The 14994-nt window shown below is 64.6% G+C and carries 17 protein-coding genes; 3 read left to right on the top strand and 14 right to left on the bottom strand.

Going from position 1 to position 14994, the window contains the following annotated elements; translation table 11 throughout:
• The first annotated feature begins 215 nt into the window (after positions 1 to 215).
• A complete protein-coding gene (locus G486_RS0112225) occupies positions 216 to 2093 on the top strand; it encodes an ATP-binding cassette domain-containing protein (RefSeq protein WP_027015799.1) in 1878 nt (625 codons plus the stop codon).
• 124 nt (positions 2094 to 2217) lie between these two features.
• On the opposite strand, the gene G486_RS0112220 is transcribed toward G486_RS0112225, so the two are convergent.
• From G486_RS0112220 to G486_RS0112190, 7 genes are all read right to left on the bottom strand, one after another.
• On the bottom strand, positions 2218 to 3312 hold the full coding sequence (locus G486_RS0112220) for a protein-glutamate methylesterase/protein-glutamine glutaminase (RefSeq protein WP_027015798.1): 1095 nt from the start codon (positions 3310 to 3312) through the stop codon (positions 2218 to 2220).
• Between the two features lie 17 nt (positions 3313 to 3329).
• Positions 3330 to 4004 carry a chemoreceptor glutamine deamidase CheD gene (gene cheD, locus G486_RS0112215; protein WP_245587306.1) on the bottom strand — a complete coding sequence of 225 codons (675 nt, stop codon included), beginning with the start codon at positions 4002 to 4004 and terminating at the stop codon, positions 3330 to 3332.
• 73 nt (positions 4005 to 4077) lie between these two features.
• Positions 4078 to 4974, bottom strand: coding sequence for a CheR family methyltransferase (locus G486_RS0112210; RefSeq protein ID WP_027015796.1), 897 nt, complete (start codon positions 4972 to 4974; stop codon positions 4078 to 4080).
• A gap of 10 nt (positions 4975 to 4984) precedes the next feature.
• The gene (locus G486_RS0112205; RefSeq protein ID WP_027015795.1) at positions 4985 to 5473 is read right to left on the bottom strand and encodes a chemotaxis protein CheW; all 489 of its coding nucleotides are present in this window, start codon (positions 5471 to 5473) and stop codon (positions 4985 to 4987) included.
• Between the two features lie 102 nt (positions 5474 to 5575).
• Positions 5576 to 7765 carry a chemotaxis protein CheW gene (locus G486_RS0112200; RefSeq protein ID WP_027015794.1) on the bottom strand — a complete coding sequence of 730 codons (2190 nt, stop codon included), beginning with the start codon at positions 7763 to 7765 and terminating at the stop codon, positions 5576 to 5578.
• Positions 7766 to 7801: 36 nt separating this feature from the next.
• Positions 7802 to 8164, bottom strand: a complete 363-nt coding sequence (locus G486_RS0112195) for a response regulator (RefSeq protein ID WP_027015793.1) — start codon at positions 8162 to 8164, stop codon at positions 7802 to 7804.
• A 51-nt stretch (positions 8165 to 8215) separates the two neighbouring features.
• Positions 8216 to 8668, bottom strand: coding sequence for a hypothetical protein (locus G486_RS0112190; RefSeq protein ID WP_027015792.1), 453 nt, complete (start codon positions 8666 to 8668; stop codon positions 8216 to 8218).
• Between the two features lie 127 nt (positions 8669 to 8795).
• On the opposite strand from G486_RS0112190, the gene G486_RS0112185 reads away from it, so the two are divergent.
• Positions 8796 to 9935, top strand: a complete 1140-nt coding sequence (locus tag G486_RS0112185; protein ID WP_027015791.1) for a hybrid sensor histidine kinase/response regulator — start codon at positions 8796 to 8798, stop codon at positions 9933 to 9935.
• A gap of 24 nt (positions 9936 to 9959) precedes the next feature.
• A complete protein-coding gene (locus tag G486_RS0112180) occupies positions 9960 to 10601 on the top strand; it encodes a response regulator (RefSeq protein WP_027015790.1) in 642 nt (213 codons plus the stop codon).
• 101 nt (positions 10602 to 10702) lie between these two features.
• Here the strand turns inward: G486_RS0112180 and fliR are convergent, their stop codons facing one another.
• The 7 genes from fliR to G486_RS0112145 are packed head-to-tail and all read right to left on the bottom strand — an operon-like array spanning position 10703 to position 14894.
• Positions 10703 to 11485 (bottom strand): flagellar biosynthetic protein FliR, encoded by a 783-nt coding sequence (gene fliR, locus G486_RS0112175; protein ID WP_027015789.1) that lies wholly within the window; start codon positions 11483 to 11485, stop codon positions 10703 to 10705.
• Positions 11486 to 11511: 26 nt separating this feature from the next.
• Positions 11512 to 11781: a flagellar biosynthesis protein FliQ gene (gene fliQ / locus G486_RS0112170; protein ID WP_027015788.1), complete on the bottom strand. Its 270-nt coding sequence runs from the start codon at positions 11779 to 11781 to the stop codon at positions 11512 to 11514.
• Positions 11782 to 11793: 12 nt separating this feature from the next.
• Complete coding sequence (gene fliP / locus G486_RS0112165; RefSeq protein ID WP_027015787.1) at positions 11794 to 12552, bottom strand: flagellar type III secretion system pore protein FliP; 759 nt, start codon at positions 12550 to 12552, stop codon at positions 11794 to 11796.
• Complete coding sequence (locus G486_RS0112160) at positions 12545 to 12892, bottom strand: FliO/MopB family protein (protein ID WP_027015786.1); 348 nt, start codon at positions 12890 to 12892, stop codon at positions 12545 to 12547. Before G486_RS0112160 ends, fliP begins: the two co-directional genes overlap by 8 nt.
• A gap of 9 nt (positions 12893 to 12901) precedes the next feature.
• Entirely contained in the window at positions 12902 to 13336 is a 435-nt protein-coding gene (gene fliN, locus G486_RS0112155; protein WP_027015785.1) for a flagellar motor switch protein FliN, read from the bottom strand.
• A complete protein-coding gene (gene fliM / locus G486_RS0112150) occupies positions 13326 to 14330 on the bottom strand; it encodes a flagellar motor switch protein FliM (protein ID WP_027015784.1) in 1005 nt (334 codons plus the stop codon). Before fliM ends, fliN begins: the two co-directional genes overlap by 11 nt.
• Before the next feature lie 12 nt (positions 14331 to 14342).
• Positions 14343 to 14894: a flagellar basal body-associated FliL family protein gene (locus G486_RS0112145; protein WP_027015783.1), complete on the bottom strand. Its 552-nt coding sequence runs from the start codon at positions 14892 to 14894 to the stop codon at positions 14343 to 14345.
• Positions 14895 to 14994 lie beyond the last annotated feature (100 nt).

Below are 14994 nucleotides of genomic sequence, written 5' to 3'. Positions count from 1 at the left end.
ACTGAAGTTTTTCCTCACCTCAACAGCGATCAGTGATTGCTGTGTTGCGAGGGGCCGAACTATAGCATGGATTTAGGCAAGCCCGCAGCAGTTTTTACCCTGGCTCGAAAAAGTTTGTGCGCCAGGCAAGCGAGGCGCCCGAGGCAGGCCCATCCCCGCCCGCCTGGGCGGGGATGGGCACAGGATCCGGGCACCCCGTCGATAATGCGTCCACCATGGCATTGATTACTTTGTTGAACGCACAGTTGGCGTTCGGGCATGTGGCTCTTTTGGACCATGCCCAATTTTCCCTGGAGAGTGGCGAGCGCGTCGGCCTGATAGGCCGCAACGGCGCCGGCAAGTCTTCGCTGCTCAAGATATTGGGCGGCTTGGCCAAGGCCGATGACGGGCAGATGCAGATCCAGTCGGGAACGCGGATTGCCTATGTCTCTCAGGAGCCTGTGCTTTCTCCAGAGCACACCGTATTTGAGGCGGCATCGGCAGGGATTGCCCATGTGGTTGCCTTGCGCGAACGCTATCTGAAGGCCGCCGAGGGCGAAGATCTGGATGCGCTGCAGTCCCAGATAGAGGCTTACGACGCCTGGAACTGGGAGCAGCGCGTGCAGGAGACCTTGCAGCGCCTGCATCTGGATCCCGAAACCCTGGTGGGCACGCTGTCCGGCGGCAACAGAAAGCGCGTGGCTCTGGCCCAGGCCCTGGTGGCCAGGCCCGATGTGCTGCTGCTGGACGAGCCCACCAACCACCTGGATCTGGACTCCATCGAGTGGCTGGAGGAGTTGCTGCTGGCCTTCAAGGGCAGTGTGGTGACGATCACCCATGACCGCGCTTTCCTGGACCGCGTTGCCACGCGCATCGTGGAGCTGGACCGCGGCCAGCTGCGCACCTATCCCGGCAACTTCTCCCAGTACCAGCAGCAAAAGGAAGACCAGCTTGCACAAGAGGCCGTGATCAATGCCCGCGCCGACAAGCTGCTGGCCCAGGAAGAGGTCTGGATCCGCAAGGGCGTGGAGGCCCGGCGCACGCGCAGCCAGAGCCGCATTGCGCGCCTGGAGCAGTTGCGCACCAACCGCGCGGCACGTCGCGAGGTGCTGGGCGGTGTGCAAATGGATATTGCCTCGGGCAAGGGCGATGGCTACCAGGGCAAGATCGTGGCCGAGCTCAGCGAAGTCAGCAAGTCGTTTGGCGACAAGCCCATCGTCTCGCGCTTTGGTGCGACGATTCTGCGCGGCGACAAGGTCGGGCTGATCGGCCCCAATGGTGCGGGCAAGACCACGCTGCTCAAGATGATCCTGGGCGAGCTCGCGCCCGATAGCGGAACCGTGCGCCTGGGAGCAAACCTGCAGGTTGCGTATTTCGACCAGATGCGCCACCAGATCGACATGGATGCGACGCTGGAGGACTTCATCAGCCCCGGCAGCGAGTGGATTGAGATAGGCAGCCAGAAAAAGCATGTGAAGAGCTATCTGGCCGACTTTCTGTTCTCCCCGGCGCGCGCGCATTCGCCCGTGCGCTCGCTGTCGGGCGGCGAGCGCAACCGCCTGCTGCTGGCGCGCTTGTTCGCTCGCCCGGCGAATGTGCTGGTGCTTGACGAGCCGACCAACGATCTCGACATAGAGACGCTGGAGATGCTCGAGGAGCTGCTGCAGAACTACGACGGCACGGTCTTCCTCGTCAGCCACGACCGCAGTTTTCTGGACAACGTGGTCACCAGCACCATTGCCTGGGAAGGCCCTGGTCATTGGCGCGAATATGAGGGCGGCGTTCAGGACTGGCTGGACCAGTCGCGTCGCAGCCGCGCCCTGGCCGAGGCCGTACAGCCCAAAGAGACCAAGTCCGAAGCCAAGCCTGCAGTCACGCGCAACGACGGCAAGCAAAAGCGCAAGCTCAGCTACAAGGAGCAGCGCGAGCTCGAAGCCCTGCCCGAGCGCATCGCAGCGCTGGAGGCCGAGCAAAAGACCATCCAGCAGGCGCTGGCCGACGGCTCGCTCTATGCAAGCGACAATGCACGCGCCGTGGCCCTGCACCAGCGCGACACGCAGATCGACGAAGAGCTGATGGAGGCCCTGGAGCGCTGGACCGCGCTGTCCGAATAAACCCAGGCTATCGAATAAGTAGCTTCTAGCGCTTGCCCCATAAGGACTTCAGATGGGAAACAGTCTGAAATCCTTTAGACAAGCGCGCTAGCAGCTTCTTTTTCAAGAGCGTCTGCCGCACCCCTCAAATCCGGTGATGCACCTGATCGGCACCTATGCGCAGCTTGCCCAGCAAGGCGCCTGCAATCTGGTTCAGCGGCAGCACTTCATCGGCAGCGCCATGGGCAATGGCTTCGCGCGGCATGCCGAAGACGATGCAGCTGGCCTCGTCCTGCACGAAGTTGTAGCTGCCCGCATCGCGCATTTCGCGCATCGCGGCTGCGCCGTCGGCGCCCATGCCCGTGAGCATGATGCCGTAGGCATTGCGCCCCACGCAGGCGGCCACCGATTTGAACAGTACTTCGACCGAGGGCTTGTGCCGGTTCACCGGCGGGCTGTCGTCGACCACGGCCACATAGTTGGCGCCGCTGCGCTGCACGCCGAAGTGCTTGCCGCCCGGAGCGATGTAGGCATGGCCGGGCAGGATGCGCTCGCCATGGCGCGCTTCCTTGACCGTCATCTGGCACAGGCTGTCCAGCCGTGCCGCGAAGCTGGTGGTAAAGCCCGGCGGCATGTGCTGGGTGATGACGATGCCCGGGCAGTCGGCCGGCAGGTGCATGAGCACTTCGCGTATGGCTTCGGTGCCGCCCGTGGAGGCGCCTATGGCAATCAGCTTCTCGGTGGACACGCGGCCCAGCAGCGCCGCCGAGGATGGCGGCTTGGATGCGGGCTGGCCTGCGCCCGCGCCGCGCTGCAGGGCCGGCAGGCGCCGCACATGGGCCACGGCCGCCACGCGGATCTTCTCCACGATCTGCGTGGCCAGCTCCTGCAGGCCCGAACTCACGCCCACGCGCGGCTTGGCCACGAAGTCTATGGCGCCCAGCTCCAGCGCACGCATGGTGACTTCGGCCCCGCGCTCGGTCAGCGTGGAGATCATGAGCACCGGCATGGGACGCAGCCGCATGAGCCGCCCCAGAAAATCAATGCCGTCCATGCGGGGCATTTCCACATCCAGCGTGATCACATCGGGATTCAGCTCGCGAATCATCTCGCGTGCAATCAATGGATCATTGGCCGCGCCAATGCACTCCATGTCAGGCTGGCGATTGATGATCTCGCTGAGCAGGCTGCGAACCAGGGCTGAATCGTCCACCACGATGACCCGGATTTTCTTGTTCATGCTTGACGCTCCCCTCGCTAAAACAGATCGACCGACCCGCCGGCCGTGCTGCGTGCCAGATCTACGGCATTGCCGCGCGCGAACTCCTGCTGCTCCAGAGTCTCGGGATGGGCATGGGCCAGGCGCTTGACCATGGCCTTGCCCGTGGAAGGAAAGAACACCACCTTGCGCGGGTAGATATCCATCACATCGTCCGAGACGATGGGAATGCGTTCGGTCTGCAGATACTGTGTGACGAACGCCGTATTGCGCTCGCCCACGTTCATGCTCGTGAAGTTGTGCATGACCTGGCCGCCACCAAAGACCTTGGCCTGCATGGACTCGCGGCGCGCGCCCAGCTTGAGCATTTCGTTGATCAGCAACTCCATCGCATACGAGCCATAGCGCCCCGAGACATCGCCCAAGGCATCGCTGTCCGGCAGCATGAAGTGGTTCATGCCGCCCACGCGCATGGCCCTGTCCCACAGGCAGGCCGCAATGCAGGAGCCCAGCACCGTGACCAGCACCACATCCTCGCGCGAGACGAAGTATTCGCCGGGCAGCACCTTGACCGCGTTGAACTGGAAGTGGGGGTCGAAGTAAAAGAACGAGGCCTCGCCGGGCTTGCGCGCTTCCCGCTTGAGCTGCTCCAGGGAAGACCGCGGCACGGGCGCCCCGGCCACGGGATAGTCGCCGGCAGCGAACGTATGCATGCGCGGCTGCTGCCGGCGCTCCAGCGGAGAGACACTGGCCATCCCGCTGCGCTGCGACTTGGCCCCGCTCATATCAGTTGCGCTCATAAACAGTTTTCCCCTTGAGCGTGAACAGGTCGCGCGAATCGCTGAAATTCTCCGCATGCCCGACGAACAACAGTCCGCCCGGCTTGAGCACGCGGTGGATGCGCTCCAGCACCTTGCGCTGCGTCGCGGCGTCGAAATAGATCATCACGTTGCGGCAAAAGACCATATCGAACGGTTCGCGAAACGGCCAGCCATCCTGTATCAGGTTGACCTGCAGAAACTCCACCAGCCGGCGCAGCTCGGGCTTGACCCTGACCATGCCCGCATTGCCCGCCGTGCCGCGCAGGAAGTGGCGATGCAGGCGCTCGGAGCTCATGCCCTTGAGGCTTTCCGCACGGTATACGCCTTGCTGCGCAGCCTCGAGCACGCGCGAGTCGATATCACTGGCCTGGAGCTGGAAGTTGGGCGCCGAGCCCAGCGCCTCCAGCGCCGTGATGATGATGGAGTACGGCTCCTCCCCCGTGGAGGCTGCGCTGCACCAGAGCTTCCAGGCCTGGCCTGGCCGGCTCCTGAGCTGCTGGGCCAGTATCTCGAAGTGATGCTGCTCCCGGAAAAAAGAGGTCAGGTTCGTGGTCAGTGCATTCACGAACTCCTGCCACTCCTCACCGTCGGGCTGGGACTCCAGCCAGTTCAGATAATCGCCAAAGCTCTCGTAGCCGGTATCGCGCAGCCGGCGCGACAAGCGGCTGTAGACCATGGCGTGCTTTCCATCGTGCAGGCTGATGCCGGCACGCTGATAGATCAAGGCCTGGACCCGTGCAAAGTCCCGCGCCGACCAAGCGAACTCCCGCCCCTGGGCCAGGGCCCCCGAGGACTCCTCTCCCGCCTTCGCCTGACCAGGGCTGGATGCAGCCGGCCGCGCCGATCGCGCAAGAGCACTCAACTTTCGCCTCCTATTCGGTTTCGGCCACCAGGCCCATGTCGACGTTGCTCATGAGCTTTTCTATGTCGAGCAGGATCAGCATGCGCTCGCCCACCGAGCCCAGGCCCAGAATGCAGCCGCTGTCGATGGCGCTCTCGATGCCGGGCGCGGGCCGCACCGCCTCGGGCGGCAGCTCCATCACATCGCTGACCGAATCCACCACGATGCCCACGACGCGATTGCGCAGGTTCAGGATGATGACCACGGTAAAGCTGTTGTACTCAGCCTGGGCGCAGTTGAACTTCAGCCGCATGTCGACGATGGGGACGATGGTTCCGCGCAGGTTGACCACGCCTTTGATGAACTCCGGCGCATTCGCAATGCGCGTGGGCGGCTCGTAGCCGCGAATCTCCTGCACCTTGAGGATATCTATGCCGTACTCCTCCTGGTCCAGGCGGAAGGTCAGGTACTCACGCGCGCCGGTGGCAACGCCTTCTGCAGTCTTGGCGATCACGCTCATTGCTCAACTCCTCAACGACAAGGCCCTTGCTGCGGGCATTGACCATGGTTTTCAAATCGGCACAGACGGGGCCGTGCCGCTCCGCTCTCTACGCATCAGCTCTCAGTGGCGCGCCCTGCGCACCATGGAGCCGGTGTCCAGAATCAGGGCCACCGTGCCATCGCCCAAAATCGTGGCACCCGAGACATTCGGCACCTTGCGGTAATTGCTCTCGAGGTTCTTGACCACGACCTGATGCTGGCCCAGCAGCTCGTCGACCATGAGGGCCACGCGGCTGCCATCGGACTCGACCACGACCATGATGTTGCTGGCCTGGGAGGCATCCTCGCGCGGCACCTGGAAGATGCGCTCCAGCGCGATCACGGGCATGTACTCATCGCGCACCTTGACCAGTTGCGTGCCGTTGGCCACGGTGTTCACGTCCTCGGTCCGGACCTGGAAGGACTCGACCACCGAGGACAGCGGCAGGATGTAGACCTCCTGGCCCACGCTGACCGACATGCCGTCCATGATGGCCAGGGTCAGCGGCAGACGCACGGACACGCGCATGCCCTGGCCAGCCGTGGAGTCGATCTCCACCGACCCGCCCAAGGCCGTGATGTTGCGCTTCACCACGTCCATGCCCACGCCGCGCCCCGAGACATCGGTGACCACATCGGCCGTGGAGAAGCCCGGCGCAAAGATCAGCTGCCAGACCTCGCCATCGGGCATGCTGTCGGAGACATCCATGCCGCGCTCGCGCGCCTTGCGCAGAATGCGCTCGCGGTTCATGCCACGGCCGTCGTCGCGCACCTCGATGACGATGGAGCCACCCTGGTGCGAAGCCGCCAGGGTCAGCGTGCCGTGCTCGGACTTGCCCGCCGCCTGCCGCTCATCGGGCATTTCTATGCCGTGGTCCACGCTGTTGCGCACCAGGTGGGTCAGCGGATCGGTGATCTTCTCGACCAGTCCCTTGTCGAGCTCGGTGGCCTCGCCCAGGGTGATCAGGTCGATCTTCTTGCCCAGCTTGCCGGCCAGGTCGCGCAGCATGCGCGGAAAGCGGCTGAACACCGTGGACATGGGAATCATGCGGATCGACATCACCGATTCCTGCAGGTCTCGCGTATTGCGGTCCAGATCGGCCAGCCCCGACAGCAGTTGCTGGTATACCGAGGCATCGAGGTCGCGGCTGTTTTGCGCGAGCATGGCCTGGGTGATGACCAGCTCGCCCACGAGGTTGATGAGCTGGTCCACCTTGCTCACGGCCACGCGGATGCTGGTGGACTCCATCTGGGCCTGCTGGGCCGGGCCTGCGGCCCTGCCTGGCACAGGCTTGATGCCGCCAGCGGGCTGGGCGGCGGCCTCCACGCCCGGAATGCCGGGCGCACCGTTGAAGAACCCGTAAGCCTCATGGCCGGCGGGGATCATGGAGGACTCGAGCAGGGCATCGGGGTCGGCCCGGCCCGCAGGCACCGGCGACTCGCCGGCCGCAGGGGGCTCGGCGCCGGGCGCCGGCAAGGGCACGATCTGCACCTGCTCCTTGCTCACATGAAAGGCAAACAGGTCCAGCAAATCCTCGTCGGCCGATGCCGTATGCACCGCAAAGCAGCGCATTCCTGGCGCCTCGCCCGGCAGGTCCTCGATGCTTCCCAGCCCGGGAATATCGCGAAACAAATCCTTGATGGCATCGGCCATCTCCATGCGCTCCAGCGGCCCTATGCGGATCTGCAAAGCCCTGTGCCCTGGGGCGGGAGGCGAACCCACGATGCTGCGCACAGGCTCGGGAGCGCGCTCAGACCAGGCCGGCTGGGGCGTCTCCGGCGCCGCCGGTGCCACAACGGGTTCGAGCACCACGGGCGGCTGGCTGGCCGCCTGCGCTGGCCCTCCCTGGCCTGCGGCCAGAGACTCGATGCGCGCCACCAGGGCCGTGGTGGACAAGGCCTCGCCGGCACCGCCCGCCTGGTGCCTGGCCAGCAGGCTGCGGCTTGCATCGGCGGATTCGAGCAGCACATCGACCATTTCGGGGATCGGCGTGATCTCGTGGCGGCGCAGCTTGTCCAGCAGGGACTCCATGCGGTGCGTGAGCTCGGTCACATCGGAAAAGCCGAAGGTCGCAGCGCCGCCCTTGATCGAGTGCGCACAGCGAAAGATGCCGTTGAGCTCCTCGTCGTTGGCTGCGGACAGATCCAGACTCAGCAGCATCTGCTCCATCTGGTCGAGATTTTCCGCAGCTTCCTCGAAAAAGATTTGGAAGAACTGGGTCAGATCGAAATCCGCCCCCGCTCCTGCACCTTCGTGGTTGAGATCAGCCATCGTGAATCCTGCTTGCTATTAACCTGGTTTATCGGCTCAGCGAATTACTTTTTGAATGACTTCAATCAGGCGATTGGGGTCAAAGGGCTTGACCAGCCAGCCCGTGGCACCGGCTGCACGCCCGGCCTGCTTCATCTGGTCGCTGGACTCGGTGGTCAGGATCAGAATCGGCGTGCTCTGGTAGCTCGGGTTCTCGCGCAGCTTGCGCGTGAGGCCGATGCCGTCGAGACGCGGCATGTTCTGGTCGGCCAGCACCAGGTCCACCTTCTCGGCCTGGGCTTTTTCGAGCGCATCCACACCATCCACGGCCTCGACCACCCGAAAGCCCGCACCTGCCAGGGTGAAGGCGACCATCTTTCGCATCGAGGGAGAATCATCAACAGCCAGAATCGATCGCATGTGTTGCTCCAACAAACAGGCAGTAAGAAAAATCTGAGCGCATCAACGGTCTTAGAACAGCTCGATGGAGCCCGCATCCATCTCGCTTTGCGTCACGGGGTTTGGCCGCTCAGGGATAGGTGCCAGCTCCTCGGCCTGGGACTCATCCTCGCCCTCGTCCACCCCCATGGTCACCGTGGCCAGACGAAATGCACAGGCTTGCAAAGTCTGCGTAATATGGGCAATCAGCTGAGAGGACATGTCATGGAACTGCAGCTCCGTCACCGCCAGTTTGAGCGAGGCCCGCGCAGCATCGAGCGCGGACCAGGTCTGCAGCGGCTGGCCCGCGAGCTGATCATGGGTTTCGTCAAAGCGCACGAGCAGATTTTCCGTGGCATGACTCAAAAGCCCCTCGAGGCGATGCAGATCGCGCATCGCCACCAACAAGGCATCCTGCATATCGGCCGCCACCATGACTGGCATGGCTACGGCAGGCTCCCCCAAAGGCTTTGGTATTGGCTGCATTGTGACTCCACCTGCGTATCGGGCCGGCCCTTCGCCACTTCTCGTGGCATGGCTGGTTCTTGGCAATCGCACGCATCGCACACCCTGGCGCCACCCGCCCTCCAAGGCATACGACTCCCTCTTCTTTATGCTCAAAAATGTAGGCTCTCATCACGCCCCCGCACAGCAGCAAGCTCCGCGGCAGACGCTGCGCATACTGCACATCGAGGACTCTGCGGCCGATCTCGCGCTTGCCCGGCTGAGCCTGCAGCGCAGCGGCCTCGATTGCGAAATCGTCTCCGTGGACAGGCTGGAGGCCATCGGCGCCGCGCTCGATGCGCAGCACTTTGACCTGATCCTCGCGGACTACCACCTGCCGGGCTTTACCGCACTCGACGTCTGGGCCCTGGTACGCGATCGCGCCGGCCACCCTCCGTTCGTGCTGCTCACGGGCGCCATCGGCGAGACGGCGGCCGTCAGCGTGATGCGCGAAGGCATTAGCGACTATCTGCTCAAGGACCACATCACGCGCCTGCCCCATGTCGTCACGCATGCGCTGGAGGTCCACGAGGCGCGGCGCGCACGCCAGCGCGCCCTGGCCGAGCTGCAGGTCTCCGAGCGCCGTCTGGCCGAGCTCACGGCCCATCTGCAGTCCTCGATCGAGGGGGAGCGCACGCGCATTGCACGTGAAATCCATGACGACATCGGCGGCTCCCTGACCTCGGTCAAGTTCGATCTGGCCTGGATCGCACGCAACACGCCCGAAGGCGCCTTGCATCAGCATGCACTCGCGGCGCTGGAAATGCTGGAGCAGGCTCTGGGCGCGAGCCAGCGCATCATGCTGGACCTGCGCCCCCCGGTTCTGGACCAGGGCCTGGTGGCCGCCGTGCAATGGCTGGCCAGGGACTTCGAGGCCCGCACCGGCATCAGCACCCATTTGCAGGCCAGTGCCGACACCATGGACATGGCCGGCAACATCCAGGTCGTGGCCTACCGCGTGGCCCAGGAGGCCTTGATGAATGTGATCAAGCATGCCAAGGCCAGTTGCGTGCGCATAGACCTCAGCGATCAAGAGGGGTTTCTGACGCTCGAAGTCAACGACAACGGCCAGGGCCTGGCGCCCGATGCGCGCGACAAGCCAGAATCCTTCGGGCTGCGCGGTCTTGACGAGCGCGTGCGCGCGATTCAGGGCTGGCTGGATGTGAGCAGTCAGCCGGGCAAAGGCACCTCGGTGATTGCCTCGATTCCGCTGCCCCATGTACATACATGCCCTAACATCTGGCTTTGAGCCCCCATCTTCAGGAGAGAGAACTTGATTCACGTGGTGCTGTGCGACGATCATGCGGTGCTGCGCCGAGGCATACGCGACACGCTGGCCGAAGCCGCAGACATACAGGTCACGGCCGAGGCCGGCGGCTATGCCGAGCTGCGCGACTGCCTGCGCAGCGCAAACTGCGACGTGCTGCTGCTCGACATCCACATGCCGGGCCGCAACGGCCTCGAAGCCCTGGTCAGCGTGCGCGAGACCCATCCGCAGATCAAGGTCATCATGGTCTCCATGTACCCCGAGGACCAGTACGCGCTGCGCTGCCTCAAGGCCGGCGCCCAGGGCTATGCCAACAAGGCCGGCGAGCCCACGGCCCTGATCGAGGCCGTGCGCTGCGTGGCCGCAGGGCGCAAATACCTGACCCCCGAAGTCGCCCAGATGCTGGCCGACAGCCTGGCCCAGCCCGCCCAGGCCGTGCCTCATGAAAGCCTGTCCGAGCGCGAGCTGCAGACCCTGGTGAAGATCGCCGCAGGCCAGCGGCTCACCGACATCGCCCAGGAGCTCATGCTCAGCCCCAAGACCGTGAGCGTCTACCGGGCCCGCGTGCTGGAGAAGCTGGGCATGACCAGCAATGCCGAACTCACGGCCTATGCCATACGCAACCAGCTGATCCAGGTGGACGGCTGAGAGACCAGCAGAAACCATAGCACCTACCACGCATCCAATACGGTTTTCAGACCAAAAAGCACTTGAAACCAAGGCAAGGTTGGCGCTATGCACTATGTTCTTCATAGCGCCCCCTGCAGGTTCACGCCAAACAAGTCCAGGCCGCGCTGCAGCAGGGCCAGCAGGGGCTGTTCAAGCAGCGGCAGCGTCGCGACCAGGCCGCTCAGGCCCACGGTCAGCGTGACCGGAAAGCCCACGGCAAAGATGTTCATCTGCGGCGCCACGCGCGAGATGATGCCCAGCACCAGGTTCACGAACAGCAGCATGGAAATCATGGGCAGGGCGATCCAGAACGCGCTCGCGAATAGGGCGCTCCCCATTTCATGCAGGCGCATCGCGGCCAGGGCCTGCAGAAAACTGCCATCCACGGGGAAGGCCTCGAAGCTCTTGAGCACGGCCATGAGCACCAGCAGATGGCCGTTGACCACGATGAACAGCAGCGTCGCGACCTGCGTGAGAAAACGCGATACCGAACTCAGCTGGGCATTGCTGCTCGGGTCGAAGAAGGCCGCGAAGTTCAGTCCCATCTGCAGGCCGATGCTCTCGCCGGCCACTTCCACGGCCGCAAACACCAGCCGCACGGCAAAGCCCACGGCCAGCCCCACACCCACCTGCTGTATCAAGGTGCCCAGCGCCTGGGGCGAATCCACGCCCACCACGGGCTGCAGGCCCAGCACGGGCTGGGCGCAGACCGCGACCAGCAGGGCCAGCGCCACCTTGAGCCGCATGGGAATCACGCGCTGGGAGAACAGCGGCGCCACGGAAAACAGCGCCAGCACGCGCACGAACGGCCACAGCACGGGCGAGAGCCAGGCCATGAGCTGGGCTTGACTGATCGTGATCATGCGCTGTGCTCCTGCATGCCCTGCTCCTAGCCCAGCACCCGCGGGATGGATTCGATGGTGCGGCGGATGAAGTCCACCAGCGTGGACAGCATCCACGGCCCGGCGATCGCAAACACCGCCACGGCCGCGATCAGCTTGGGCACGAAGGCCAGCGTGGCCTCGTGCACCTGGGTCACGGCCTGGAACACGCTGACCGTCAGGCCCACGGCCATGACGGTGCCCAGCACGGGCAGGGCAATGGTCAGCAGCAGCAGCAGGGCATCGCGGCCGAGGGTGAGAACGAACTGGGCATTCATGGGCGCCTCCGGCTAGGAAAAGCTCGCGGCCAGTGAACCTATGAGCAGGTTCCAGCCATCGGCGAGCACAAACAGCATGAGCTTGAACGGCAGCGCCACCAGCACGGGCGACAGCATCATCATGCCCAGGGACATGAGAATCGAGGACACGACCATGTCGATGACCAGAAACGGGATGAAGATCATGAAGCCGATCTGGAACGCGGTCTTGAGCTCACTGGTCACAAAGGCTGGCACCAGCACGCGCAAGGGCGCGGTCTCGGCCGTCACCCCCTCGTCCAGCCGCGCCAGCCGCGCGAACAGCGAGAAGTCCGACTGCCGCGTCTGGCGCAGCATGAACTCGCGCATCGGAGCCTCGGCCTTGGCCACGGCCTGCTCGAAGACAATTTCGTTCTTCGAATAAGGCGCATAGGCGTCCTGGTAGACGCGGTCCAGCGTCGGCCCCATGACGAACAGGGTCAGGAACAGGGACAGGCCGACCACCACCTGATTGGGCGGAGCCGACTGCGTGCCCAGGGCCTGGCGCAGCAGGGACAGCACGATGACGATGCGCGTGAACCCCGTCATCAGCAGCAGCACGGCCGGCAGAAAGGACAGGGCCGTGAAGAACAGCAGGGTCTGGATCGGGACCGAGTAACTGGAGCCCCCCTCACCCTGGCCCACGAGCAAGGGCAGGCTGGCCGGCCCGGCCGCCTGGGCCCAGGCCAGCGCGGGCAGGCCCGCGCCCAGCAGCGCGGCCAGGCCATGGCGCAGGAAGCGGGGCCTAGTCATGCTCTGCCCCCTGGGCCTGCAGCCGCGCATCTTGCGCGATGGCGGCAAAGCCCGGCTGCGATGCAGGCGCCGACACAGATGCAGCGGGCAGTACATGCAGGCAGTGAATGCCTTGTGCGCTGACCCCGAGCACCAGGCGCACGCATTGCGCACCCTCGCCGACCTCCACGGTCACCAGACGCTGCTGCGGCCCCAGACCCAGTACGCCCAGCACGCGCGGCGGCTGGCCGCCCGCGCCTGCGGGCCTGGCCTCGCGCAGCCTGCGCAACAGCCATGGCAGGGCGGCCATGGCCGCGACCAGGACCGTGAGCGTGAGGATGGAGGGCCACAGTGAAGTCATGAGCAGCCTTCAGCCCCGACTCACGCGGCGCAGACGCTCGGACGGCGTGACCACATCGGTCAGGCGTATGCCGAACTTGTCGTTGACCACGACGACCTCGCCCTGGGCGATCAGATAGCCATTGACCAGCACGTCCATGGGCTCTCCGGCCAGCGCATCCAGCTCGACCACCGAGCCCTGGGCCAGCTGCAGGATGTACTTGATCGGCACCCTGGTGCGGCCCAGCTCCACCGACAGCTGCACCGGGATGTCGAGCACCATGTTGATGTCGTTGACCGGCACCTCGCCGCCGCCCGCATAGGGACGCATGGGCTCGCCGGTCAGCGGCCCGCCCTGCTCGGCGTCTTCAGCGTTGTCGTCGCGCTCGCGCTGCTCCTGCAGCGCGTCGGCCCAGCCCGAGTACGGGTCGTCGCCAGCGGGTTTCTGATTCTCTTCAGTTGCCATTGTGTTCTCCCACCCAGCCGGCCTCGGGGCCGCGCAGGCAGTTTTCCACGCGAATCGCGTACTTGTCGTGGTGCGTGCCGTACTGGCACTCAAAAATAGGAACCCCGCCGATGAAGGCTCGTATCAGCGGGTCGCGCTCAAGCTCGATGAAGTCGCCGGCGCGCATGGCCAGCAACTGCTCCACCGTGGCATCGGCGCGTGCCAGCTCGGCCACCAGGGTGACCTCGGCGGCCTGGATCTCGCGCGTGAGCACCTTGACCCAGCGCCGGTCCACCTCCATGGAGTCGCCCTGGGTCGATGAATACAGCACATCGCGTATCGGCTCCAGGGTTGCATAGGGCATGCAGATGTGGATGGAGCCCGAGATGTCGCCGATCTCCAGCTGGAACGCCGTGGAGACCACGATTTCGCTGGGCGTGGCGATGTTCGCGAACTGGGGCTGCATCTCCGAGCGCTGATAGGCGAGCTCCAGCGGATAAATCCCGTGCCAGGCCTTCTTGTATTCCTCGCAGACCACGTTCACCAGGCGGTTGATCACGCGCTGCTCGGTGTGCGAGAAGTCGCGCCCCTCGATACGCGTCTGCAGCCGGCCCGTGCCGCCGTACAAGGTGTCGATGACACCGAACACCAGCGACGGATCACAGACCACGAGGCCGTTGCCGCGCAAGGGCCGTATGGCCACGATGTTGAAGTTGGTGGGCACGACCAGCTGGCGCAAAAAGGCGCTGTAGCGCTGCACGGCCACCGTGCCCACCGAGACCTCGGGGCTTCTGCGTATGAAGTTGAACAGTCCTATGCGGAAGTTGCGCGCAAAGCGCTCGTTGACGATTTCCATCGTCGGCATGCGCCCGCGGACAATGCGCTCCTGGCTGGAGATGCTGTAGCTGCGGACCGCACTGGCTTCCACCTCGTCGACGGCGGACTTCTGGCTCTCGCCGGTCACGCCCTCCAGCAGGGCATCGACCTCCTCCTGGGAAAGAAAGGAATCGCTCATGCCGTGTTCTCCCTACTGCACGATGAAGCTGGAGAACAGCACCCGGCGCACGGGATTGGCAGCCGCCTTTTTGCGGCTCCCCTGCTCGCCCTCATCCTCGTCGCCATCCTGCGCGCGCTTCTTGCGCAGCGGCCCGTAGCCCAAAGGCGCAGCGACTTCGGCCTGCACATCGGCGGCCAGCCTTTCCTTGCCTTCGCGCGTCAGCAGCTCATCGGCCGTGCGCTGCGAGACCTGGATCAGAATGCCGTTGCGGATGCTGGGCAGATACTGCTTGACCAGGGAGGCCGTCTTCTCGTCGGCCAGCTCCAGGGTGATGCCGATCTGCACAAAGCGATCACCGCCAGGGTCGGCCAGGTTGACCACCAGGCTCTCCAGCGGCAGAAAGGTGGGCAGAACCGCTGCGGCAGCGCGCCCCCCCTCTTCGTCATCGGAGCCTCCGTGGCGCATCAGCAGCAGCGCATAGGCCCCGGCGGCCAGCAGCAAGATCAGGACGATGACCGCAATGATCAGCTTCTTGCCTCTGGCAGGAGCCGGTGCGGGAGAGCTTGTGGCATCAGAGTTCACAGGCACAGAGAATTCCTCAAGATGGGTCGGGACCGCCGGACTGCCAGGCTCCTTGAGCAGGCCGGGTTCATATGAGAAATTATTCAGGCGGCACGGGCTG

Origin of the sequence: Comamonas composti DSM 21721 (genome assembly GCF_000429845.1) — a bacterium.
In the GTDB taxonomy this organism is placed as follows: domain Bacteria; phylum Pseudomonadota; class Gammaproteobacteria; order Burkholderiales; family Burkholderiaceae_C; genus Comamonas; species Comamonas composti.
Note: the sequence above shows the minus strand (reverse complement) of the source record. Positions and strands in the feature narration are given on the sequence as shown.